The 22,079-nt window shown below is 67.9% G+C and carries 17 protein-coding genes and 1 tRNA gene; 6 read left to right on the top strand and 12 right to left on the bottom strand.

The features are described 5' to 3' along the window. Positions 1-54 precede the first annotated feature (54 nt). The gene (locus F804_RS0104335; RefSeq protein ID WP_022706523.1) at positions 55-894 is read right to left on the bottom strand and encodes an arginyltransferase; all 840 of its coding nucleotides are present in this window, start codon (positions 892-894) and stop codon (positions 55-57) included. A 211-nt stretch (positions 895-1,105) separates the two neighbouring features. Between F804_RS0104335 and F804_RS0104330 the strand changes: the two genes are divergently transcribed. Continuing rightward, entirely contained in the window at positions 1,106-3,886 is a 2,781-nt protein-coding gene (locus tag F804_RS0104330) for a [protein-PII] uridylyltransferase family protein (RefSeq protein ID WP_022706522.1), read from the top strand. Here the strand turns inward: F804_RS0104330 and F804_RS15620 are convergent. Together F804_RS15620 and carA are read right to left on the bottom strand one after the other, a co-directional pair. After that, on the bottom strand, positions 3,883-5,916 hold the full coding sequence (locus F804_RS15620; RefSeq protein WP_022706521.1) for a glycosyltransferase: 2,034 nt from the start codon (positions 5,914-5,916) through the stop codon (positions 3,883-3,885). The two genes, F804_RS0104330 and F804_RS15620, sit on opposite strands and share 4 nt — an antisense overlap. A 70-nt stretch (positions 5,917-5,986) precedes the next feature. Then, entirely contained in the window at positions 5,987-7,141 is a 1,155-nt protein-coding gene (gene carA / locus F804_RS0104320; RefSeq protein ID WP_022706520.1) for a glutamine-hydrolyzing carbamoyl-phosphate synthase small subunit, read from the bottom strand. A gap of 151 nt (positions 7,142-7,292) precedes the next feature. Here carA and F804_RS0104315 point away from each other — a divergent pair, with 151 nt between their 5' ends. Both F804_RS0104315 and F804_RS0104310 read left to right on the top strand, forming a co-directional pair. Next, a complete protein-coding gene (locus F804_RS0104315) occupies positions 7,293-7,754 on the top strand; it encodes a GatB/YqeY domain-containing protein (protein WP_022706519.1) in 462 nt (153 codons plus the stop codon). A 40-nt stretch (positions 7,755-7,794) separates the two neighbouring features. Then, positions 7,795-7,983, top strand: coding sequence for a DUF3008 family protein (locus F804_RS0104310; protein WP_022706518.1), 189 nt, complete (start codon positions 7,795-7,797; stop codon positions 7,981-7,983). Here the strand turns inward: F804_RS0104310 and F804_RS0104305 are convergent, their stop codons facing one another. The 4 genes from F804_RS0104305 to lipB form a co-directional block, all read right to left on the bottom strand. Then, entirely contained in the window at positions 7,984-8,481 is a 498-nt protein-coding gene (locus F804_RS0104305; RefSeq protein WP_022706517.1) for a DUF2244 domain-containing protein, read from the bottom strand. Between the two features lie 11 nt (positions 8,482-8,492). Next, a complete protein-coding gene (ctaD, locus tag F804_RS0104300; protein ID WP_022706516.1) occupies positions 8,493-10,169 on the bottom strand; it encodes a cytochrome c oxidase subunit I in 1,677 nt (558 codons plus the stop codon). Between the two features lie 136 nt (positions 10,170-10,305). Next, positions 10,306-10,689, bottom strand: coding sequence for a c-type cytochrome (locus tag F804_RS0104295; RefSeq protein ID WP_022706515.1), 384 nt, complete (start codon positions 10,687-10,689; stop codon positions 10,306-10,308). A 115-nt stretch (positions 10,690-10,804) separates the two neighbouring features. Next, positions 10,805-11,458, bottom strand: coding sequence for a lipoyl(octanoyl) transferase LipB (gene lipB / locus F804_RS0104290; RefSeq protein ID WP_281166810.1), 654 nt, complete (start codon positions 11,456-11,458; stop codon positions 10,805-10,807). 117 nt (positions 11,459-11,575) lie between these two features. Between lipB and F804_RS0104285 the strand changes: the two genes are divergently transcribed. Beyond that, a tRNA-Leu gene (locus F804_RS0104285) sits at positions 11,576-11,662 on the top strand. A 66-nt stretch (positions 11,663-11,728) separates the two neighbouring features. Here the strand turns inward: F804_RS0104285 and F804_RS0104280 are convergent. The 3 genes from F804_RS0104280 to F804_RS0104270 are packed head-to-tail and all read right to left on the bottom strand — an operon-like array spanning position 11,729 to position 17,328. Continuing rightward, the gene (locus F804_RS0104280) at positions 11,729-13,117 is read right to left on the bottom strand and encodes an efflux transporter outer membrane subunit (protein ID WP_022706513.1); all 1,389 of its coding nucleotides are present in this window, start codon (positions 13,115-13,117) and stop codon (positions 11,729-11,731) included. After that, positions 13,114-16,218 carry an efflux RND transporter permease subunit gene (locus F804_RS0104275; protein WP_022706512.1) on the bottom strand — a complete coding sequence of 1,035 codons (3,105 nt, stop codon included), beginning with the start codon at positions 16,216-16,218 and terminating at the stop codon, positions 13,114-13,116. Before F804_RS0104275 ends, F804_RS0104280 begins: the two co-directional genes overlap by 4 nt. 6 nt (positions 16,219-16,224) lie before the next feature. Continuing rightward, entirely contained in the window at positions 16,225-17,328 is a 1,104-nt protein-coding gene (locus tag F804_RS0104270) for an efflux RND transporter periplasmic adaptor subunit (RefSeq protein WP_245540310.1), read from the bottom strand. On the opposite strand from F804_RS0104270, the gene F804_RS17500 reads away from it, so the two are divergent. After that, positions 17,327-17,491, top strand: a complete 165-nt coding sequence (locus F804_RS17500) for a hypothetical protein (RefSeq protein WP_169447675.1) — start codon at positions 17,327-17,329, stop codon at positions 17,489-17,491. The two genes, F804_RS0104270 and F804_RS17500, sit on opposite strands and share 2 nt — an antisense overlap. Next, the gene (locus tag F804_RS16860; RefSeq protein WP_022706510.1) at positions 17,488-18,075 is read left to right on the top strand and encodes a TetR family transcriptional regulator; all 588 of its coding nucleotides are present in this window, start codon (positions 17,488-17,490) and stop codon (positions 18,073-18,075) included. Before F804_RS17500 ends, F804_RS16860 begins: the two co-directional genes overlap by 4 nt. A gap of 4 nt (positions 18,076-18,079) precedes the next feature. On the opposite strand, the gene F804_RS15610 is transcribed toward F804_RS16860, so the two are convergent. After that, positions 18,080-21,493 (bottom strand): chemotaxis protein CheB, encoded by a 3,414-nt coding sequence (locus tag F804_RS15610; RefSeq protein ID WP_051142282.1) that lies wholly within the window; start codon positions 21,491-21,493, stop codon positions 18,080-18,082. Then, positions 21,486-22,034 carry a PAS domain-containing protein gene (locus F804_RS0104255; protein WP_022706508.1) on the bottom strand — a complete coding sequence of 183 codons (549 nt, stop codon included), beginning with the start codon at positions 22,032-22,034 and terminating at the stop codon, positions 21,486-21,488. Before F804_RS0104255 ends, F804_RS15610 begins: the two co-directional genes overlap by 8 nt. Between the last annotated feature and the right edge of the window lie 45 nt (positions 22,035-22,079).

Below are 22,079 nucleotides of genomic sequence, written 5' to 3'. Positions count from 1 at the left end.
AAAATGACGCAATCGACGCGCGGATTGAAACTTTGTTTCGCGATGCGACGGGCGCTATCGGTTCGATTGCGGCAGGGCGATGCGGGCGACCTGTTCGACGATGGGATCGACGGACAGGGGATGGGCCTCTTCCTCGTGGTCGGCGGGGTCGCCGATATCCTGCCACGCGCCGCCCTTGTAGATCTCCAGCGCCGAGAAGCGGGCCTTGTAGTCCATCTTGCGGCTGCCCGGCACCCAGTATCCCAGATAGACATAGGGAAGCCCCGCCGCGCGCGCGATCTCGATATGGTCGAGGATCATATAGGTCCCGAGGCTGGCGTGATGCAGCGTCGGTTCGTAGAAGCTGTAGACAAGGCTGAGCCCGTCATCCAGCACGTCGGTCAGGCAGACCGCGATCAGGTCGTCATCGGCGTCGCCGGGCGTGGACAGGTCCGACAGGTGGCCGCGATATTCGATCACGCGGGTCTTGATCGGCGTTTCCTCGATCATGGCGGCGAATTCGAAGATGTCCATGTCGGCCATGCCGCCATCGGCGTGCCGGCTGTCGAGATAGCGGCGGAACAGCTCGAACTGCTCCTCGGTCGCCCAGGCGCTGGTGGCGACGCGGCGCAGCCCGCCATCCTTGCGCGCGACCCGGCGCTGTGTGCGCGACGGCGCGAAATCCGCCACCCGGATGCGTGCCGACATGCAGGCCACGCAGCTTTCGCAGCTGGGACGATAGAGCACGTTCTGCGACCGCCGGAAGCCCTGCCGCGACAGCGCGTTGTTCAGCATCGCCGCGTTGTCGCCCTGAAGCGCGGTGAACAGCTTGCGTTCCGCGCGGCCATGCAGATAGGGGCATGGCTGGGGCGCGGTGACATAGAACTGCGGCGCGTGCGGAACGGTGTGGCGCATCCTGCCACCTCGGCTGTTGGGCGGTTGAACGGGGGTCGGGTCGTTCGGCAGCGCGGTGCGATCCGGACGAGCGACGTCGAAAGTCCGGCAAAGCCTAGCAACCTTTGGATGGCAGGCCAAGCATCGAAAAGGGATAGGTCGACTTATCCCCTTGCGCGTCGACGCACGGGCCGCGTTGACTGTTCCGGCGGCTGTCGCGAACATGCCGCCCATGACAATGGCCAGCCGCATCACCCGCATTCCGATCCCCGTCGACACCACGCGCGCGCAGGACGCTGCGGCGCTGTTTCCCGACGCGGACCCGCCGCTGCGCGACCTGATCGCGGGCGCGGCGGGGTCCAGCCCCTATCTGGCCGGGCTGATCCGGTCCGAGGCCGACTGGCTGGCCGCGGGCCCGCGCCCCGAAGGCATCGTCGCCGCCGAGACCGAGGGCTTCGAGGACCTGGACCCCGACGCGCTCGGGGTGGGGCTGCGGCGGGCCAAGCGGCGGGTCGCGCTGCTGGTCGCGCTGGCCGATCTGGGCGGCATCTGGCCGCTCGAGGATGTCACCGGCGCGCTGTCCGATCTTGCCGATCGCGCGGTGGACCTGGCCCTGCGCGCCCATGTCGCGACCGAGCGGCGTCGCGGCAAGCTGCCCGCGACCGAAGCCGATGCGGGCGGCATCTTCGCGCTGGCGATGGGCAAGGGCGGCGCGCGCGAACTGAACTACAGCTCGGACATCGACCTGATCGTGCTGTTCGACGAGACCGCCTATGCCGAAGCCGACCAGATGGAGGCGCGCGCCGCGCTGATCCGGGCGACCCGGCGCATGGCCGCGACGCTGTCGGACGTGACCGAACACGGCTATGTCTTCCGCTCGGACCTGCGGCTGCGGCCCGATGCCTCGGTGACGCCGGTCTGCATCTCGACCGCCGCCGCGCTGGCCTATTACGAGGCCGAAGGCCGGACATGGGAACGCGCGGCCTTCATCAAGGCCCGCGCCGCTGCGGGCGATATCGCGGCCGGCCAGCGGTTCCTACGCGAGTTGCGTCCCTTCGTCTGGCGCAAGCACCTGGATTTCGCGGCCATCCAGGACGCCCACGACATGCGGCTGCGCATCCGCGACCACAAGGGCCTGGGCGGCAAGCTGGAGGTCGCGGGCCACAACCTGAAGTTGGGTCGCGGCGGGATCCGGGAAATCGAGTTCTTCACCCAGACCCGCCAGCTGATCGCGGGCGGGCGCGACCGCGACCTGCGCCAGCGCGACACGGTGGGCGGGCTGCGCGCGCTGGCCGCCAAGGGCTGGGTCCCCCCGGAGGTGGCCGAGGAACTGATCGACCATTACCGCCAGCATCGCGACATCGAGCATCGCATCCAGATGGTGAACGACGCGCAGACCCATTCGCTGCCCAAGGACGACCAGGGGCTGCGCATCATCGCGGCCCTGTGCGCGCAACCCGATCCGCAGGCGTTCCGCGACGGGCTGCGCGACCGGCTGGCCCGCGTCCACGAACTGACCGAGGAGTTCTTCGCCCCGTCGGAACCTGCCGCCCCCGCGCCCGAACTGTCGGACGAGGCCCGCGCGATCATCGACCGCTGGCAGGGCTATGCCGCGCTGCGATCGGACCGCGCCCAGCAGATCTTCCGCCGGATCGAGGCGCCGTTGCTGGACCGGATGGCGCGTTCGGGCCACCCGACCGAGGCGTTGTCGCGCTTCGACAGCTTCCTGTCCGTGCTGCCGGCGGGGGTGCAGCTGTTCTCGTTGTTCGAGGCAAATCCCCAGCTGATCGACCTGATCGTTGATATCTGCGGGACCGCGCCGGGGCTTGCGACCTATCTGGCGCGGCATCCCGCGGTTCTGGATGCGGTGCTGGGGGGCAGCTTCTTCTCGGCCTGGCCGGGCGAGGGGGCGCTGCGCGACGAGCTGTCGCGCGTGCTGGCCCGCGCCGCCGACGCCCCCGGTGGCGGATATGAGCGCGCGCTGGATGCCGCGCGCCGTTGGGCGCACGAGTGGGAATTCCGCATCGGTGTCCACCACCTGCGCGGCCTGATCGACGCAGACGAGGCCGCCGTCCAGTATGCCGATCTGGCGGGGGCCTGCGTCGCGGCGCTGTTCCCGGTGACGGTGCAGGACTTCTCGCGGCGTCACGGGCCACCGCCGGGGCGCGGGGCGGTCGTGGTGGGGATGGGGTCGCTTGGCGCAAGGGCGTTGAACGCGGGCTCGGACCTGGATCTGATCGTGATCTATGACGCGGACGGGGTCGAAGCCTCGGACGGGCCGCGCCCGCTGTCGTCGCGGCCCTATTACGCGCGGCTGACGCAGGCGATGATCACGGCCCTGACCGCGCCCACCGCCGAGGGGCGGCTGTATGAGGTGGACATGCGGCTGCGTCCCTCGGGGCGGCAGGGGCCTGTCGCGACCTCGGTCCAGAGCTTCGAGAGCTATCAGCTGTCCGAGGCCTGGACCTGGGAGCATCTGGCCCTGACCCGTGCCCGCGTCGTGGCGCAGGGCGGCGCCGATCCCGGCCTGGCGGACCAGGTGGAAACGCTGCGGATGCAGGTGCTGCGCGAATGCGGCGGGGCCGAGCGGGTCATGGGCGATCTGGCCGACATGCGCAGGCGGCTGTTCGCGGCCAAGGCGCCGACCGGCGATTTCGATGCCAAGCGCGGTGAGGGGCGGTTGCAGGATATCGACCTGTTCGCCCAGTCCTGCGCGCTGCGCGCGGGCGACCCCGCGCGGGCCACGTTGGCGCAATTGCGGGCGGGCCGCCGCGCCGGGCTGATCGACGCCGACACCGCCGAGGCGCTGTCCTCGGGCTGGCGAAGGCTGTGGCGGCTCCACGCCTCGGGGCGGCTTCTGACCGATGCGCCGCTGGCCGCCGCCACGATCGGCAAGGGCGGACAGGAGTTCCTGCTGAGAGAGACCGGCGCCGAGACGCTGGAGGCACTGGCAGGCGACATGGCCACCCGCGCCGCCGCGATTGCCGCCCTGATCGAAGGTCGGCTGCCCTAGCTTGCGACCCGGTCCCGGTTCGCGCGTTGGGCCTGATCCTGCATCTCGGCGGCGACTTCGGACAGGGACCGCCCGCCGATCTTGCCCAGGACGGGGATCTGGACCAGCCCCTCGGGCAGGGCGGGGGCTTCGGGTTCCTGCGTCTCGACGAACAGGCCATGGGCGGTCTTGTCCCAGTAGAAGGGCTTGGTCACCACCTCGTAGATGGCCTTCCAGCCGGCAAGACAGCCGAGCGGAAAGTAGATGTGCAGCGTCGGCACCCATGCCAGCAGGTGGCGGTGCTTGGGGCCGCGAACGGCGCGCATGCCCACGAAGATCGACAGCAGTTCCGACGCGACGAACAGGCCGAACAGCGCGGGCATGACCCATCCGCCCAGGAACCCCTCCAGCGGGCCGCGCATCGGGTGGGGCAGCCCCGCCGTCAGCAGCCAGAAGCTCCAGAGCACGGGCGCGAGCAGGTATTGCGACAACGAGCCGAAGAACTGGACCTGGAACCCCCAGAAGCGGCGCGGTCCAAGGTCGCGCCACAGCGCGACGGGATCGCGCATATGGACCCCCCATGTCATCGCATACCCCTTGAGCCAGCGCGACCGCTGCTTGACCCATGGCAGGGCGCGGCAGTTCGCCTCTTCATCGGTGGTCGTCTCGATGATCTCGGTCCGGTAGCCGCGACGCGCAAGGCGGACGCTCAGATCGGCATCCTCGGTCACGTTCCAGGCGTCCCAGGCGCCCACCTTTTCCAGCACGTCGCGCCGGAAGAACAGCGTGGTCCCGCCAAGCGGCACGACCAGCCCCAGCTGCGCGACGCCCGGAAGCAGCACGCGGAACCAGGCGGCGTATTCGATGGTGAAGCAGCGCGCGAGCCAGTTGGTGCGCGGGTTGTAGAAATCCAGCGCGCCCTGAAGGCAGGCCACGTCCGCGGGGGCCTCGTGAAAGCGGCGGGCGACCTTGTGAAGCTGGTCGGGGTCGGGGCGATCCTCGGCATCCCAGATGCCCACGATCCGGCCGCGACAGAAGTTCAGCGCATAGTTCAGCGCGCGGGGCTTGGTCTTGATCGGGCCGTCCGGCACGCGGACCACGCGGATCCAGTGGGGCAGGGTCGCGCCCTTCAGCGCGGCCTCGGTCACGTCGTCGCTGGCCTCGATCACCAGCAGCAGGTCGGTCAGGTGGCGCGGGTAATCCAGCCGCGCCAGCCGCGCGACCAGCTTGCCCGCGACGTCGCTCTCCTTGAACAGCGGCACCATGACCGAAATGACCGGCAGGGGCGCGTCCTGCGACATGGCGCCCGGAACGTGCCGCCGAGCCGCGAGGAAGGCCAGCAGCTTCAGCCCGCTTTGGGTGACCAGCGTCAGCGTGGCCCAGATCGTCAGCAGCACCGCGACGGCCACGGGTTGCAGCAGCAGGCCCGCAGCCAGCACCGCGATCGCCCCGATCGCAAGGCGGCTGGTTCGCGCCTGGTCCTGCGTCCGGCAGCTTTCGGCGGCGGGGACCGTCGCCTCGGCCTGGCGGACAAGGCGGGTGCCGCGCAGCGCCAGCACGCTGCGGTGGATCTGATCCTCGCTGCACAGAAGCATGCGGACATGGCCGAAACCCTGCGGCAGCAGCGGCAGGATCGCGTCGAAGCGTTCGGGATGGGCCGTTGCGATCCAGGTGACGCCGCCGATGCGCCGCCAGGGCAGCACCGAATGCGTCAGGCAGAAACCGGCGCCCACCGCGTCGATCAGGCGCGGATCGGGCGGTGTCAGCTGCGGGTCGATGGATGAGGTGCGCCACCTGCGCGACAGCGCGCGCGCAAGCGCCTCGGGGGCGACGAGGTTCTCGGACAGAAGCACCTGCGGCAGGTCGGCCGAGCGCTGCTTCTGCAGGACCGTGGCGCGCAGAAGGTCCGCCGGGTCCAGTGCCCCATCCTCGAGCAGGATCTGCCCGAGCGTGCGGCGGTCCTGCGGCGCGGCGGTCGGGCCACGCAGGACGACGCCCATATCGGGGGCGGGAAGATTTGCGGGCTTGGGCAGCAGGGCGGTCAGGGCCATGGGCGAATCCCTTCTGGAACGCCCTTTCCTGACACGCCCTGGTTAACGGCGGGTTAACCCCGATCCGGGATCAGCCCTTGGCGCGACGGTCGCGCATCGAATCGGCAAAGCGCTTGAACAGGTACAGGCTGTCCTGCGGACCCGGCGCGGCCTCGGGGTGGTGCTGCACCGAGAAGACCGGACGGTCGTTCATGCGGATGCCGCAATTGCTGCCGTCGAACAGGCTGATATGGGTTTCCATGACGCCTTCGGGCAGCGACTGGCTGTCCACCGCGAAACCGTGGTTCATCGAGGTGATCTCGACCTTGCCGGTCTCGTTGTCGCGGACGGGATGGTTCGCGCCGTGATGGCCGTGGCCCATCTTGACGGTCTTGGCGCCAAGCGCCAGCGCCAGCATCTGGTGACCAAGGCAGATGCCGAAGATCGGCATGTCGCGGTTCAGCAGTTCCTTGATCATCGGCACGGCATATTCACCGGTCGCCGCCGGATCGCCGGGGCCGTTCGACAGGAACACGCCCTCGGGCTCGTGGGCCATGACTTCTTCCGCGGTGGCGGTGGCGGGCAGGACGGTGACATCCGCGCCGAAGGCCACCAGCGAACGCAGGATGTTGCGCTTTGCGCCGTAATCCAGCGCGACGACCTTGAAGGGCTTGGGCTCGGGGGTGGTGCCGAAGCCCTGGCCCCATTCCCACGCGCCTTCTTCCCAACGATAGCTTTGGGCGCAGCTGACGGTCTTGGCCAGATCCAGCCCGACAAGGCCGGTCCATTCGCGGGCCTTGGCGACCAGCGCCTCGATGTCGAAATTGCCGTCCGGATCATGGGCCAGCACGACATGCGGGGCACCCAGCTGGCGGATGGCGCGGGTCAGGCGGCGGGTATCGACGCCGCCGATCCCGATGCGGCCGCGGCGGGCCATCCAGTCCGACAGCTCGTCGGTGGCGCGCCAGTTCGACGGATCGGTCGGGTCCCACCGCACGACGATGCCGCTGGCGACGGGGTCCTGTGCCTCGTCATCCTCGGTGGTGACGCCGGTATTGCCGATATGGGGGAAGGTGAAGGTGACGATCTGGCTGGCATAGGAGGGATCGGTCATGATCTCCTGATAGCCGGTCATGGCGGTGTTGAAGACCAGCTCGGACACCACCTCGCCCGGGGCGCCGAAGCCCTGGCCATAGAAGATCGTTCCGTCGGCAAGCGCCAGGCAGGCGGTCGGTTTCTTGGCCATCTTGGCACCTCTGGTCTGAAATCGGTCGACAATTACGGGTCATGGGCCGCAAGGTCAAGCGGGTTGGCGCGCTTGTTATTCATCGAACCACGCCCTAGAAGATCAGCTTTCCGGTGCGACCCTTCCGTCGCCCGCCCCGATGGAGAGCCAGATGGATCTGCGAGCCAAGCTGCAAGCCGCGACCAAAGATGCCATGAAAGCAAAGGACAGCGACCGCCTGTCCACCCTTCGCCTGATCGGTGCCGCCGTGAAGGACCGCGAGATCGCGGCCCGCACCGGCGACGGCGACGGCACCCTGACCGAGGCCGATCTGATCCAGATCCTGTCCAAGATGGTCAAGCAACGCCAGGAATCGGCCCGCGCCTACGAAGAGGGCGGCCGCCTGGAACTGGCCGCCAAGGAGGAGCAGGAGATCACGATCATCCAGGAGTTCCTGCCCCGCCAGATGACCGAGGAGGAGACGCGCGCCGCCATCGACGCTGCCGTGTCCGAGACCGGCGCCGAGGGCCTGCGCGACATGGGTCGCGTCATGGCCGTGCTGAAGGAACGCCACGCGGGCCAGATGGATTTCGGTGCCGCCGGCGGCATGGTCAAGGCGCGGCTGATGAACTGACGCGCCTCCTTGCGCGTTCGGGCGGGCAGGAGGTGACATCATGCCCGCCAGATCCAAGGCCCAGCAACGCGCCGCCGGAGCGGCGCTTTCGGCGAAACGAGGCGAGACGAAGGTCAAGGACCTTCAAGGCGCCTCGAAGGACATGTATGACAGCATGTCCGAGGACGAGCTCGAGGATTTCGCCTCGACCGACCATGACGACCTTCCCGACAAGGTGGATGACGACTGATCAGCGCAGGGCGGCAAGCCGTCGCGTGATCTGATCCGACAGGGCGCGGCGTTCCTCAGGGGTCAGGAACGCGCCCAGCTCCAGTTCGCGGCGCCCGTCCGTCAGCACCAGATAGCTTTCGACCGGGCCGGGGCGGATCAGGGCGCGCACCCAGAAGCTGTTGGCCGTCCAGTCGCGCGCGGCACGGCCCGGGTCGCGGCGAACCAGCGACAGGCTGCGCGCGTCGAAGCGCAACACCTCGTGGACGTGGCCGCTGCGATAGGTCAGGTGCAGCGCGAACCACACCCCCGCCACCGCGATCGCCACGAAGACCAGCAGCGGCCACAGCGCCGCCGTCCCGATCACCGCGATCAGGGGCAGGCTGACCAGCGCCATGGTTGCCCCGATGAACCAGACGAAGCCGCGACGCGGCAGCGACCGGTGCGGCCACAGGACAAGCCGATGAGATACGGCCCCGGAATCATCCGGGGCCGTATCTTCTGTCCAGCGATATGGCATGTGCCGTCCGCTCAGTGGGCCGGGGTGCGGTCCCACTCCTCGCGCTTCGGCAGCTGCTCGAAGGTGTGCTCGGGCGGGGGGCAGGTCAGCGTCCACTCCAGCGTGTCGGCATATTCGTTCCAGTAGTTGTTCTGCGTCACGCGCTTGCCCGCGAACAGGGTGTAGAAGACGACCCCGATGAAGAACAGGAACGACGCGAACGAGATATATGCACCGATCGAGCTGATGTTGTTCCAGAACGCGTATTCGACCGGATAGTCGATATAGCGGCGCGGCATGCCCTGGCGACCCAGGAAGTGCTGCGGGAAGAAGGTCAGGTTCGCGCCGATGAACATCGCCCAGAAGTGCAGCTTGCCCGCCCATTCCGGGTACTGGCGGCCCGACATCTTGCCGATCCAGTAATACACGCCCGCGAAGATCGCGAAGACCGCGCCGAGCGACATCACGTAGTGGAAATGCGCCACGACATAGTAGGTGTCGTGATAGACGCGGTCCAGCGGTGCCTGGCTCAGGACCACGCCGGTGACGCCGCCCACGGTGAACAGGAACAGGAAGCCGAAGGCCCACAGCATCGGGGTCTTGAACTCGACACTGCCGCCCCACATCGTCGCGATCCAGCTGAAGACCTTGATGCCCGTGGGCACCGCGATCGTCATGGTCGCCAGCATGAAGTAGCTCTGCTGGGTCAGCGACATGCCGACGGTGTACATATGGTGCGCCCAGACGACGAAGCCCAGGATCCCGATCGCCGCCATCGCCAGGACCATCGGCAGGTAGCCGAAGATCGGCTTGCGCGCGAAGGTCGCGATGACGTGGCTGATGATGCCGAAGCCGGGCAGGATGATGATGTACACCTCGGGGTGGCCGAAGAACCACAGGATGTGCTGGTACAGCACCGGGTCGCCGCCGCCCGCCGGGTTGAAGAAGTTGGTGCCGAAGTTGCGGTCCATCAGCAGCATGGTGATCGCGCCGGCCAGCACGGGCAGGGCCAGAAGGATCAGCCAGGCGGTGATGAAGACCGACCATGCGAACAGCGGCACCTTGAACAGCGTCATGCCGGGGGCGCGCATGTTCAGGAAGGTCGTGATGATGTTGATCGCGCCGACGATCGAGGACGCACCCGAGACGTGGACGGCGAAGATCGCCAGGTCCATCGAGTAGCCCTGTTCGTTGGTCGACAGCGGCGGATACAGCACCCAGCCCACGCCCGAGCCGGACTGCTGGCTGCCGCCCGGCGCCAGAAGCGAGGCGATGCCCAGCAGCAGGCCCGCGACATACAGCCAGTAGCTGAGGTTGTTCATGCGCGGGAAGCTCATGTCCGGCGCGCCCAGCTGCAGCGGCATGAAGTAGTTGCCGAAGCCGCCGAACAGGGCCGGGATCACGACGAAGAACATCATCAGCACACCGTGATAGGTGATCATGACGTTCCACAGGTGACCGTTCGGGGTGCATTCGGCGGCGGCATCCGCGAAGAAGCGCGCGCCCTCGGTGCACATGTACTGCACGCCCGGTTCCTGAAGCTCCATCCGCATGTACACGGTGAAGGCCACCGAGATCAGGCCGGCAAGGCCCGCGGTGAACAGGTACAGGATACCGATATCCTTGTGATTGGTGGACATGAACCAGCGGGTGAAGAATCCGCGGGTGTCATGATGGTCTTCGTGGCCGTGCGAGGCTGCGTCTGCCATACCCGAACTCCCTCAAGATGTCGTCAGTCCGGCCCGGCAGCCGGCGTATCACGCATTCTTTAGACCAGCCTCGCGCTTCGGGCAATGCGTCACGAAGGCGCGAGGTCACGTTCGCTCACGACCGCGCGACGTGGACCTAGGGGGCGTCGGGGCTGTTCTGGGCAAGGAACGCGGCAAGATCGGCCTGGTTCGCGTTCAGCTTGAAGGTCATCTTGCTGCGCGCGCGATCGTCGCCCGATTTCTCGCGGACCCAGGCGGTCGGGTCGGTGACATAGGCGATCATCTCCTCCTCGGTCCAGACGAAGTCGGGATTGGCCTCGCGGACCGCCAGCAGGCCGTCGCCATAGCGATAGTCCTCCTGATGCGCGGCCGGGCTGCCGATGATGTTCCACAGATTCGGCGCGATGCGCCCGCCGCGCACGATGTCGTTGCCCTGATCGTCCTGGATCATGTGGCAGGACCGGCACTTGCGAAACTCGGATTCGCCGGCCTCGGGGTCGCCCGCCTGCGCGTGGGCCATGGCTGCGGATGCAAGAAGGATGGCGGTGGCTGCCTTTGGCATCTGAAATCTCCGGATGGTTCGGCGGCAGCCTAGCGCCCATGCGGGCGGCGTCCAGCGGTCCCTTGGTCGCAGGTCAGCCGAAGACCTGCTCGAACCCCTTGCGCAGCGCGACATCCAGGTCGCCCATCTCGACGGGCAGGCCCAGATCGACAAGGCTGGTGACGCCGTGCCCGCTGATCCCGCAGGGCACGATCCCGCCGTAATGCGACAGGTCCGGATCCTGGTTGATCGAGATGCCGTGGAAGCTGACCCAACGGCGCAGCTTCACGCCGATCGCGGCGATCTTGTCCTCTCGCGCTGTGCCGTCGAACAGGGGCGGGCGGTCGGGGCGCGGCACCCAGACGCCCACGCGCCCCTCGCGGATCTCTCCTCGGATGCCGAACTCGGCCAGGGCGGCGATGACCCATGCCTCGAGATTGGCGACGAAGGCGCGCACGTCGCGCCCGCGACGGTTCAGGTCCAGCATGACATAGACGATGCGCTGTCCCGGCCCGTGATAGGTGAACTGCCCGCCGCGCCCGGTCTCGTGGACGGGGAATCGCGCATCCAGCAGGTCCTGCGCCCGCGCGCTGGTTCCCGCCGTATAGAGCGGGGGATGCTCGACCAGCCAGACGGCCTCGTCGGCCTCGCCGCGATGAATGGCGGCGACGCGCGCCTCCATGAATGCCACCGCATCCTCGTATCCGGTCAGGCCGGTGCTTTCGATCCATTCCACCATGGGGGCGATGTGGCGCGTGGCGGCGCTTTCGTCAATCGCCAAGCTTGCATGACGGGATGCGCTTTTTTGCATTATACCTCTTTTCAAGGCACGAAGGCTCGGCTAAGACGCCCGCACTGCCCGGATGCGGTCGTGGCGGAATTGGTAGACGCGCAGCGTTGAGGTCGCTGTTCCTTAACCGGAGTGGAAGTTCGAGTCTTCTCGACCGCACCAACATCTTCCTGAAAAATCGGAACGAACTGTCGGGGAACCGGGCCTTTGCGGCCCGGCCCCTGTTCGTCATTCGGCGATGCGCGTCACTGCGGCGCCCGCGCCGGTCGCGATCTGCAGCACGGCCCATTCCTGGGCCGCATCGTTTCGCGCGCTTGCCGCCGACAGCCGCGCCGAGGCACGCTGGCGGTCCGCATCCAGCAGGTCCACCAGGGGCAGGGCGCCCGCCTCGAAGTTCTGGCGTGCCAGGTCGTAGGCGCGATCATACGAGGACGCCGCCCCCTCCAGGGTCGAGACCCGCTGGCGATAGCGGCGCAGGTTCGACTGGCTGGTCTGCACGTCCTCGACCGCGGCGGCGACATCGGAGCGCCATTCCAGATCGGCCTGCCGGGCCTCGGAGATGCGGCGGTTGCGCGTCGCGTTCAGCACGCCCTGGTTGGTGATCGGCAGTGACACGCGGGGGCCGAAGCTCCAGCCGTCGGTGCCGTCGCTGTCCGAAACCGACCCCGTCAACGAGATCGAGGGCAGCATGTCCGCCGTCGCCACCCCGACCTGCGCCAGGGCCTGGCCCAGTTCGGCGCGGGACTGGCGGATGTCGGGACGGTTCTGCAGCAGTTCCGCCGGAACGCCGGTGCCGGGACCCGCCGGGATGCGCAGCGCCCCCGAGCCCGAGGACATGCGCGCCATCAGCGGCCGCGCCTGAACGTTCAGCAGCGTGGACAGCCGGAAGACCTGAGCGTTGAACTGCGCCTCGTAGGACGGCAGGTCCGCGCGGGCGGTCTGCAGCAGGGCCTCGGTCTGGGCGATGTCGTAATCGGTCGCAAGACCGAGGGACTGCATTTCGCGGGTGACCGACAGCGTGCGTTCGCGCGCGCTGATCGTGTCGCGCGTCAGGGCCAGCGCCTGCTGCTGATAGCGGGCGTCGGCATAGGCGGCGATCACCTCGGCGAGCCAGGCGAGGCGCACGACCTCGGCCTCGGCCTCGGCGGCGTCCAGCGCGGATTGCGCCGCCTCGCGTTCACGGCGCGCGCCCCCGAACAGGTCGAAGACGAAGCTGGCCGACAGGCTGGAATTGGTGCTGTAGCTCGTGGTCGTCGCATCGCCGCCCGACTTGCTGCGGGTGACGGTCGCGTCGCTGCCCGATACCTGCGAGGCCCAGGGCCGCGTCGCCTGCGCATCGGCCTGCGCCGCGCGGATGCGTTCGTACGCGGTCAGGATGTCCAGGCTGTTCGTCAGCCCCTGCGCGATCAGGTCGGACAGGACCGGATCGCGATAGTCCGACCAGAAGGCCCGCGCGCCCACCTGCCCGACGGGGGTGTTGTCGCCCTCTTCGAAGGCGGGCTGGACCTTGGGGTCGGGGATGGCCGTCGGCTCGGGGCCGACCGCCGCGCAGGCCGAGATCAGAAGCAGCGCCGTCAGCGACAGGGCCGCGCGCTTGGGAATTGCCCGAACAGTCACGTCGTCTTTTCCTTTCGGGTGAAGATCCGCCGCACGGTCAGCACGGCGACATAGAAGACCGGCACCAGGAAGATCCCGATGACGGCGGACGAGGCCATGCCGCCCAGAACCCCGATACCGATCGAGTTCTGCGCCCCCGCACCCGCGCCGGATGCGATGGCCAGGGGAAGCACGCCCAGCATGAAGGCGAAGGTGGTCATCAGGATCGGGCGAAGACGCTGGCGCGACGCGATGGCGGCGGCCTCCAGCATGTTCTTGCCCTCGGCGATCTGTGCCTCGGCGAATTCGACGATCAGGATGGCGTTCCTGGCCGCAAGGCCGATGGTCGTCAGCAGGCCGACCTTGAAGTAGACGTCGTTCGACTGCCCGAAGACCAGCGCCGCCGCCAGCGCGCCCAGGATGCCCACCGGAACGGTCAGCATGACCGCCAGCGGCACCGACCAGCTTTCGTACAGCGCGGCAAGCGCCAGGAACACGACCAGCGCCGACAGCGCGAACAGGATCGGCGCCTGGTTGCCCGACAGCCGTTCCTGGTAGGACAGCCCCGTCCAGGCCGCGCCGTATCCGCCGTCCATCTCCGCGACCAGCTCCTCCATCGCGCTCATCGCCTCGCCCGAGGACAGGCCCTGCACGGCGGCGCCGCTCAGTTCCAGCGCACGGGTGCCGCCGAAGCGGGCCAGCGCCTGCGGTTCCTGTTCCCAGGACCGGGTCGAGAACGCGCCGAAGGACACCATCTCTCCGTCCGAGTTGCGGGCATACCAGCGGTCGATGTCGTCGGGCTGGCTGCGGGTGTCGGCCTCGCCCTGCACGATCACGGGGCGCAGGTCGTTGCCAAGCGCGAAGTCGTTCACCTCGCGGCCCGCGAAGATCACGGACAGCATGGCGTTCACCTCGCTGATGGACAGGCCGAAGGCCGCGGCCTTCTGCTGGTCGATGTCCAGCTGCAGCGCCGTCTGGGTGGCGGCGTCGTTGCCGCGAAGGCTGGTGACGCGGCCGTCCTCCTGCGCGGTGGCGACCAGCTGGTCGGCGGCCGCCGACAGCGCGTCTTGGCCCTGACCGGTCTGGTCCACCAAGTACATGGTGAACCCCGACGAGGTGCCCAGACCCTGGATCGCGGGCGGTTGCAGCGTGAAGATCTGCCCCTGCCGGTTCGTCGTGAAGAAGAACCCGTTGGCGCGGTTCACAAGGTCCGCCACCCCGTCGCCGCGCGCGTCATAGTCGCGCAGCTTGACGAAGACGATGGCGTTGTTCTGGCCGGTGCCCTGGAAGCTGAAGCCCAGAGCCGCGAAGACGGATTCCACCGTCTCGGTCTCTTGGGTCAGCATGTAGTTCTCGACCTTCTCGACCAGCGCCCTGGTCTGTTCCGTGGTCGAGCCGTCCGGCCCCTGGATCATCACGATTGCCACGCCCTGATCCTCGTCGGGCAGGAACGAGCCCGGCAGCCGGTCGAACAGCGCCGCGATCCCGAAGCCGATGATGACCAGCACGATCAGCGACCGCAGCGGGCGCCGGATCAGGCGCGTCACCGTCCCGACATAGCCGTCGGTGGCGCGGTCCATGTTGCGGTTGAACCAGCGCGCGGGCGCGATGCCGCCCTTGTGGTCGCGCGGCTTCAGCAGGCTGGCGCACATGGCGGGGGTCAGGATGACAGCCACGCCAAGGGACAGCACCATCGCCGTGATGATCGTGACCGAGAACTGGCGATAGATCACGCCCGTGGCCCCGGTCATGAAGGCCATCGGCAGGAACACCGCCGACAGGACCAGCACGATGCCGACCAGCGCCGAGGTGATCTCGTCCATGCTCTTCTCGGTGGCCTCGACGGCGCTCAGGCCGTCCTCTTCCATGACGCGTTCGACGTTCTCGACGACCACGATGGCGTCGTCCACCAGAAGGCCGATGGCGAGCACCATGGCGAACATCGTCAGCGTGTTGATGGAAAAGCCCGCGAAGGCCAGCATCGCGAAGGTGCCCAGCAGCACGACCGGGATCGCGATGACCGGGATCAGCGTCGCGCGCCAGCTTTGCAGGAAGACCAGGATCACCAGGAAGACCAGCACCACGGCCTCGGCCAGGGTGTGATAGACCTGCTCGATGGATTTCTCGACAAAGGGCGAGGTGTCGTAGGGATAGACGATCTCGACGCCCTCGGGCAGCGATCCCTCCATGCCGTCGATGACGTGGCGCACGCGTTCGGCGGTGTCGACCGCGTTCGCGCCGGTGGCAAGGTTCACGGCAAAGCCCGCGGCGGGGTTGCCGTTGTGGCGCGATGCCCCGCCATAGCTTTCCTGACCGATCTCGATCCGGGCGACATCGCCCAGGAACACGGTCGAGCCGTCGGTGGCCACGCGCAGCAGGATGCGCTCGAACTCCTCGGCGGTGGACAGCTGCGACTGCGCCGAGACCGGCACCGTGATCTGCTGACCCTGCGCACTGGGCTGCGCACCCAGATCGCCCACCGTGACGTTGGTGTTCTGTTCCGCGACCGCGGCGGTCACGTCCGAGGGCGTGACCTGGTACTGGACCATCTTCATCGGGTCCAGCCAGATGCGCATGGCATAGCCCGAACCGAAGGTGTTGATGGAGCCCACGCCCTCGGTCCGCTTGACCGGATCCTCGATCAGCTGCGCGACCAGATCGCCCAGTTCGACGGAATCGTAGCCGCCATCGGGCGCGGTCAGCGCGCCCACCAGCAGGATCGAGCTGGTCGAGCGTTCGACCTGCACGCCCTGCTGCTGCACCACGTCCGGCAGCTGCGAGGTCACCAGCTGCAGCTTGTTCTGGACCTGCACCTGCGCGATGTCGGGGTCCACGCTGTCGTCGAAGGTCAACGAGATCGAGGTCGAACCCGGCGTCGAGTTCGAGGTCATGTAGGTCAGCCCGTCGATGCCGGTCATCGCGTCCTCGATCACCGTGGTGACCGAGCTTTCGACGATTTCAGCCGACGCGCCGGTATAGGTCGCGCTGACACGCACCGTGGTGGGCGCGATCTGCGGGTACTGCTCGATCGCGAGGCTGTTGAGGCCCATGACCCCCACCAGCATCGTGACCAGCGCCAGCACCCATGCGAAGACGGGGCGGTGGATGAAGAAACGTGCCATCTGGCCTTACTCCGCTTCGGGCTGCGCGACGTCGCGGACGACCCCGGCCTCGTCGACGGTGACGGGTGCGGTCTGGACCTCGGCGCCCTCGGACAGGCCGGACATGCCGTCCACGACCAGCGTCTCGCCGTTCGCCAGCCCCTCGGTCACGATCCACTGGTTGCGATAGCTGCCATCGGCGGTCAGGTCGCGCTTCGAGGTCTTGCCGTCCTCGACCACCCATGCTGAAAGCTGGCCGATCTTGTCGCGGCTGGCGGCGGTCTGAGGCACCAGGATCGCGCGGGTCACGCCCAGTTCGACCTGCCCGCGCAGGAACATGCCGGGCAGGATCAGCTTGTCGGGATTGTCGAAACGGAAGCGCGTGTCGATGGACCCGGTCGAGGTCGAGACCGTGACCCCCGGCGCGATCAGCTCGCCCACCGCCTGGTAGGTGCGGCCATTCTCCAGCGTCAGGGTCGCGCGCAATTCGTCGTTCAGGCGCAGGCGCCCGTCATTGATGTCGTCCAGCACCGACAGGAAGCGCGACGAGGGTTCGTACATGTCCACCTCGATCGGGTCCAGCTGGGTGATCGTGGCCATCGCATCCGACTGGTTCGCCGTGACCAGATCCCCGATCGAGGCCTCGGCCACGCTGGCGATGCCGTCCAGCGGGCTGGTGACGGTGGTCCAGTCCAGCTCGGCCTGCGCCTGCACCAGCGCGGCCTCGGCGGCGCTGACCTGCGCCTGCGCCTGATCGCGGGTCGCCTGCGCGCTTTCGACCTGGGCCTGGGTCGTCCCCGATCCCAGCAGCGCCTGGTTGCGCCGCAACGAGGATTCGGCCTCGGTCAGCTGGGCGCGGGCCGATGCCAGGTCGGCCTCGGCGGCGGCGACGCTGGCCTGATAGGTGGTGTCGTCGATACGGAACATCGGCGTGCCGCGCGCGATCTCCTGCCCGGGTTCGTACAGCAGCTCGGTCACGATGCCGCTGACGCGGGGGCGGATCTCGGCTGCATTGGCGGCCACGGCGCGGCCGGGCAGGGTGAAGATCCGGGGAACGTCCTGTTCCTCGATCTGCATCACGCCGACGGTCTTGGGGGGCATCCCTTGGGCCGCCACGCTGGAAGCAAGCATGAGCGATGCGCCAAGCGCCGCGCCCGTCATTCGCAAGAAGTCGCGCATCTGTGTCTCCGATTGCGGCCGGACGCTGCGTCGGCCCTTGCGCGGCTCATTGCACGGAATTGCCGACTATGCAATATTTGCCGGAAACGCAAATTCGGAACTGCTGCAAGAATGAACACAAGCCTTCGTGATCGGCGCCGCCGCCAGACCGCCCGAGAGATCCAGACCACCGCGCTGAAACTGGTGATGGAACAGGGGCTGCACGCCGTGACGACGGATGCCATCGCGCATAAGGCAGGGATCAGCACCCGGACCTTCTTCAACTATTTCCCGAACAAGCAGGCCGCGCTGGTCGGCCCGCTGCCTGTGCTCGAGCCCGAGGATTGCGCCTTCATCGCGACTTCGCAAGAACCGGTGCTCGAGGATCTGACCCGCGCGGTGACGGCGCTTCTGGAAACCAGCCCGCCCGATCGCCCGACGCTGCTGATGCTCGAGACGATGCTGGACCAGCTGCCCGAGGTCACCTGCACCTTCCGCGACACGCTGGACACCATCGCCATGTCGATCAGCGGTCACCTGCAGGCGCGGCTGGGGCCGGGGTCGCAATGGCAGGCGGACATGATGGCGCATATGACGATGCATGCGCTTGGCAACGCGGTCCGGCAATGGGCCTCGACCGAGGACATGCCCGAGGACCGCATCCCCGCGATGGTGCGCGAACAGCTTCTGGCGGTCTGCGAGACGCTCTCGGCGCGATGAGCCGTCAGCCGGCGCCGCCCTGCCATTCCAGCCGCGTGTGGCGCCGGGTCTCGGACTGATCCACCTCCAGCTCGGCGCCGATCTGCGCGGCGGCACCCTCCAGCAGGACCGAGCCGAAGCCGCGATCGGGCTGGATGTCGGCGCGCGCCACGTCGTAATCCTCGGTCCAGTTCAGGATCAGGTCGCGGTCTTCGGTCTGCCAGCCGATGCGCAGCGCGCCCTGCACCGGACCCAGCACGCCGTATTTGAAGGCGTTGGTGGCCAGTTCGTGCAGGATCAGCGACAGCGGCACCACGTTCACGGGGCGGATCTGCGTCTCGTCGCCCTCCAGCGTGATGCGCGCCCCGCGATAGGGGGCCAGCGAGGTCTCGATCAGCTGGCGCAGGGGCAGTTCCTCGGACTTGCCCTTGGCCGTGGTCAGGCTGTGCGAGCTGGCCAGCGCCGAGATGCGCGAGGAGACCTCGTCCACGACCTCGCGCGCGTCGTCGGTCTCGCGCGCGGCCATCCGCAGCATGGCCGAGATCTGGGTGAAGAGGTTCTTCACCCGGTGATCCATCTCGCGGATGACGGCTTCGCGCAGCTCGGCCGCCGATTGCGCGGCGGTCACGTCCACCATGACGCCCAGCACGCGGGCATTCGCACCCGTGCCGACCCGTTCGCCCGATGCCTCGAGCCAGGTGCCCGCGCGTTCCCTGGCTGACGGGCGCAGCACCCGGCGGAAGCCCTGTCCGTCGGCGCAGGCCCGCAGGTCCGTCAGCAGATCCTCGCGGTCGTCGGGCGCGATCAGCGCGGCGAATGCCTGCATCGGCAGCTGCGCGGTCTGGCCCACGCCCAGAAGGTCCGAGCTGTCGTCGATGGTCAGGCTGCGCGTGTCCGCGTCGAACTGCCAGACCGCGATCCGCGCCAGGTGGCGGACAGAGTTCAGGCGATCCTCCTGCCGCTCGATCTGGATGCGCAGGTCGCGCAGGGCGGTCACATCCTCGAAGACCAGCATGGCCCCTTCGAGGTTCCCCTCGGGGCCGCGATAGGCTTTGGCGTCGATCCGCCAGACGCGGTCCGAACCGGCCTCGGTCAGCTCGGTTCCCTGCGCCTCGCCCTGGCGGATGACCTCTCGGGCCATGTCCTCCAGCGCAGGGCTGTTGAAGGCGTTCGACACGTCGGCCAGCGGGCGTCCGTAATCGGACCGCCGCAGCGGGAATATCTGCAGGGCGGCATTGGTGAAGTTGCGGACCTTCACCTCGCGATCGACGACCAGCAACGGGATCTTGGTGGCCGAGAAGAAGTTCTGCAGGTCGCTGTTGGCGGCGGTCAGATCGTCGATCTTGGACTTCAGCTCGTCGTTGACGGTGCTCAGTTCCTCGTTGGTGGACTGAAGCTCCTCGTTCATCGACATCATTTCTTCGTTCGAGCTTTTCAGCTCCTCGTTCGCCGTCTCCAGTTCCTCGACCGCGCCATGCAGCTCGATCTGGGTCAGGCGCAGCTCCTCCTCCAGCAGGTCGGCGCGGGATTCGGTGATGCTCAGCTCGTCGGTATCGGCATCGGTATCGGCCTGCTGCTGCGCGGCCTCCTGGAAGACCAGGAGGATGCTGCGGTCGGGCAGGGGTTCGGCGAACAGCGACACGGCCTGAGAGCCGATATCGGATCGAGCGACGAGATCGCGCACGATGACGGCGCGGCCGCTGTTGCCGACCTGGTCCAGCGCGGCGGTCACGGCCTCTTTCAGGCCGGGATGCACGATCTGCTGGGCCAGCACGGGCTTGCGGGCGGTCGGTTCGACCGACAGGAACCGCGACAGGCGGCCCGCGGACCACAGCACCTCGCCCGCGCGGGACACCTGCAGCGAGGCGGGCGCGAAACGGTCCAGCACGCGGCGCTGCGCGGCGGCGACGGCGTGACGGCTGCCGGTCGCCTCGGATCGCTGATCGCTGCGATCGGTCGCGGCGGGCCTGCGGAAGGGCAGGTCCAGCGGCAGGCGGGCGGTCGTCTCGTCGCGCTGGAACAGGCGGGCAGGGCGGTCCAGTTCGTTGAAATGCACCGATTCCCGGCGCACCCCCTCGGACGGCCCGAGGAACAGGAAGCCGCCGGGCCGCAGCGCGTAATGGAACAGCGGCAGCACGCGGGACTGCAGTTCCTCGTCCAGATAGATCAGCAGGTTGCGGCAGGAAATCAGGTCCACCCGCGCGAAGGGCGGATCGCGCAGCACGCTGTGGATCGAGAAGCGCACCCGGTCGCGCAGCTGCGGCGTGATCTGCATCAGCGCGTCGCGATGGGTGGTGTATTCGCCGCGCAGCTCCTCGGGGATGTCGGCCAGCGCGCTGATGGGATAGCTGCCGGTCCGCGCGACCTCGATCATCTTCTTGTCGATATCCGAGGCGAAGACGGTGAAGCGCGGGCGCATGCCCGCCGCGCGCATCTCGGCGTCGATCAGCATGGCGATGCTGTAGGCTTCCTCGCCCGACGAGCAGCCGGGAACCCAGATGCGCAGCTCCTCTCCGTCGCTGTCGCGGACCATGGGGCGGATGGCGCGGTCGCGCAGCGTGCGGAACAGTTCGGGGTCGCGGAAGAAGCGCGTGACGTTGATCAGGAACTCGTTCTGCAGGGCGTCGCATTCGTCGCAGTCGCGTTCCAGATGCGCCAGGTAGGCGCGCGCGGTCTGGATGCCCAGGACCTGCATCCGGCGGCGGATCCGGCGCACCAGCGTGGACATCTTGTAGCCGCCGAAATCATGGCCGCATTGTTCGTGCAGCACCTCGCAGATCCTGCGGGCGTCGGCCATCATGGATTCCTCGGCCACCTCGTCGTCGCGGCTTTCGAAGAATTGCAGGATCGCGGGGACGATGCGGTCGGGCGGCAGCACGAAATCCACGAGCCCCGTCGATTCCGCCGACAGCGGCATCCCGTCATAGCGGGCGGTGCGCGGTTCCTGCACGACGCAGACCCCGCCATGCTCCTTGATCGCCCGCAGCCCCAGGGTGCCGTCCGCGCCGGTGCCCGACAGGATCACGCAGGCCGCGGCCGAGCCCTGCTGCTGGGCGAGGCTTTCGAAGAAATCGTCGATGGGGCGGCGCAGGCCGCGCGGCTGGTCGAATTCTGTCAGGACCAGCTTGCGCCCCTCGATCAGCATCCGTGCGCCGGGGGGGATGGTATAGACGTGTCCGGGGCTGAGTTCGGTCCCGTGTTCGGCCTGCCGGACGCTCAGCGCGGTGCGGCGGTCCAGAAGCTCGGCCAGGACGCTGTCATGCGTGGGATCCAGGTGCTGGATGATGACATAGGCCGCCGGATCGTCGCGGCTGGCATCGCGCAGCAGGTCCTGCAGCGCCTCGAGGCCACCGGCCGAGGCGCCGATCGCCACGACCGCGAAATCGCGCCGCGCGCCGGTGGGCGACATCTCGTCCTTCTGGGGGCTGGCGTCATTCATCGCGGATCGCAAGCCTCGCCAAGGTCGAGATGGACCGCGCGATGATGGCCGAACTGTCGGACATGATCAGCCCGAACTGGCTTGCCGCCTTGCGCACATCCTCCATCCTGGTCTTCAACTCCACGTCGTTGGTCAGCAATTCGTCCTTGCTGCCATGTCGTCCCATGTCGAACTGCGAGGCGATGACGAAGCGAAGCTGTCCGGCACCGTCGCGCAGCTTGGACATGAACACCAGGTTGGCGAAGCTGGATCCATCCGCGCGGTAATTCAGCACGGGAAACCGCCCATCTTCCGAGGATTGATGCGCCAGAAACACGGACATGGCGGTCACCTGTTCGCGCGGCGTGTCCGGACCCTGAAGAAAGCGGCAATTGTGCCCGACGACATCGTCGATGCCATAGCCGGTCAGCTTCAGGAACCCGTCATTGACCATGCACAGCGGCATGTCGCCCGTGCCATGCGCCAGCGCAAGCGGGATCCGCGACCGACTGAACTGGGCGGTCAGGGCCTCGGGCGGGTCGTGAAACTTGGCGCGGTGCATGAAGCTCCCATCTGCCTGGCGAACAGGCGGTCTGGGCCGAGACTA

It is taken from the genome of Paracoccus zeaxanthinifaciens ATCC 21588 (genome assembly GCF_000420145.1).
Classification (GTDB): domain Bacteria; phylum Pseudomonadota; class Alphaproteobacteria; order Rhodobacterales; family Rhodobacteraceae; genus Paracoccus; species Paracoccus zeaxanthinifaciens.
Note: the sequence above shows the minus strand (reverse complement) of the source record. Positions and strands in the feature narration are given on the sequence as shown.

Excerpts from the sequence above, each read along its gene's own strand:
- carA (WP_022706520.1), bottom strand. The coding sequence starts at position 7,141 with ATGGCCAAGAAACCGACCGCCTGCCTGGCGCTTGCCGACGGAACGATC.
- F804_RS16860 (WP_022706510.1), top strand. The coding sequence starts at position 17,488 with ATGAACACAAGCCTTCGTGATCGGCGCCGCCGCCAGACCGCCCGAGAG.
- F804_RS0104315 (WP_022706519.1), top strand. The coding sequence starts at position 7,293 with ATGGATCTGCGAGCCAAGCTGCAAGCCGCGACCAAAGATGCCATGAAA.
- F804_RS15610 (WP_051142282.1), bottom strand. The coding sequence starts at position 21,493 with ATGAATGACGCCAGCCCCCAGAAGGACGAGATGTCGCCCACCGGCGCG.
- F804_RS0104270 (WP_245540310.1), bottom strand. The coding sequence starts at position 17,328 with ATGCTTGCTTCCAGCGTGGCGGCCCAAGGGATGCCCCCCAAGACCGTC.
- F804_RS0104305 (WP_022706517.1), bottom strand. The coding sequence starts at position 8,481 with ATGCCATATCGCTGGACAGAAGATACGGCCCCGGATGATTCCGGGGCC.
- F804_RS0104295 (WP_022706515.1), bottom strand. The coding sequence starts at position 10,689 with ATGGCCCACGCGCAGGCGGGCGACCCCGAGGCCGGCGAATCCGAGTTT.
- ctaD (WP_022706516.1), bottom strand. The coding sequence starts at position 10,169 with ATGGCAGACGCAGCCTCGCACGGCCACGAAGACCATCATGACACCCGC.
- F804_RS0104330 (WP_022706522.1), top strand. The coding sequence starts at position 1,106 with ATGACAATGGCCAGCCGCATCACCCGCATTCCGATCCCCGTCGACACC.
- F804_RS0104275 (WP_022706512.1), bottom strand. The coding sequence starts at position 16,218 with ATGGCACGTTTCTTCATCCACCGCCCCGTCTTCGCATGGGTGCTGGCG.
- F804_RS15620 (WP_022706521.1), bottom strand. The coding sequence starts at position 5,916 with ATGGCCCTGACCGCCCTGCTGCCCAAGCCCGCAAATCTTCCCGCCCCC.
- F804_RS0104255 (WP_022706508.1), bottom strand. The coding sequence starts at position 22,034 with ATGCACCGCGCCAAGTTTCACGACCCGCCCGAGGCCCTGACCGCCCAG.
- F804_RS0104335 (WP_022706523.1), bottom strand. The coding sequence starts at position 894 with ATGCGCCACACCGTTCCGCACGCGCCGCAGTTCTATGTCACCGCGCCC.
- F804_RS0104310 (WP_022706518.1), top strand. The coding sequence starts at position 7,795 with ATGCCCGCCAGATCCAAGGCCCAGCAACGCGCCGCCGGAGCGGCGCTT.
- F804_RS17500 (WP_169447675.1), top strand. The coding sequence starts at position 17,327 with ATGAGCGATGCGCCAAGCGCCGCGCCCGTCATTCGCAAGAAGTCGCGC.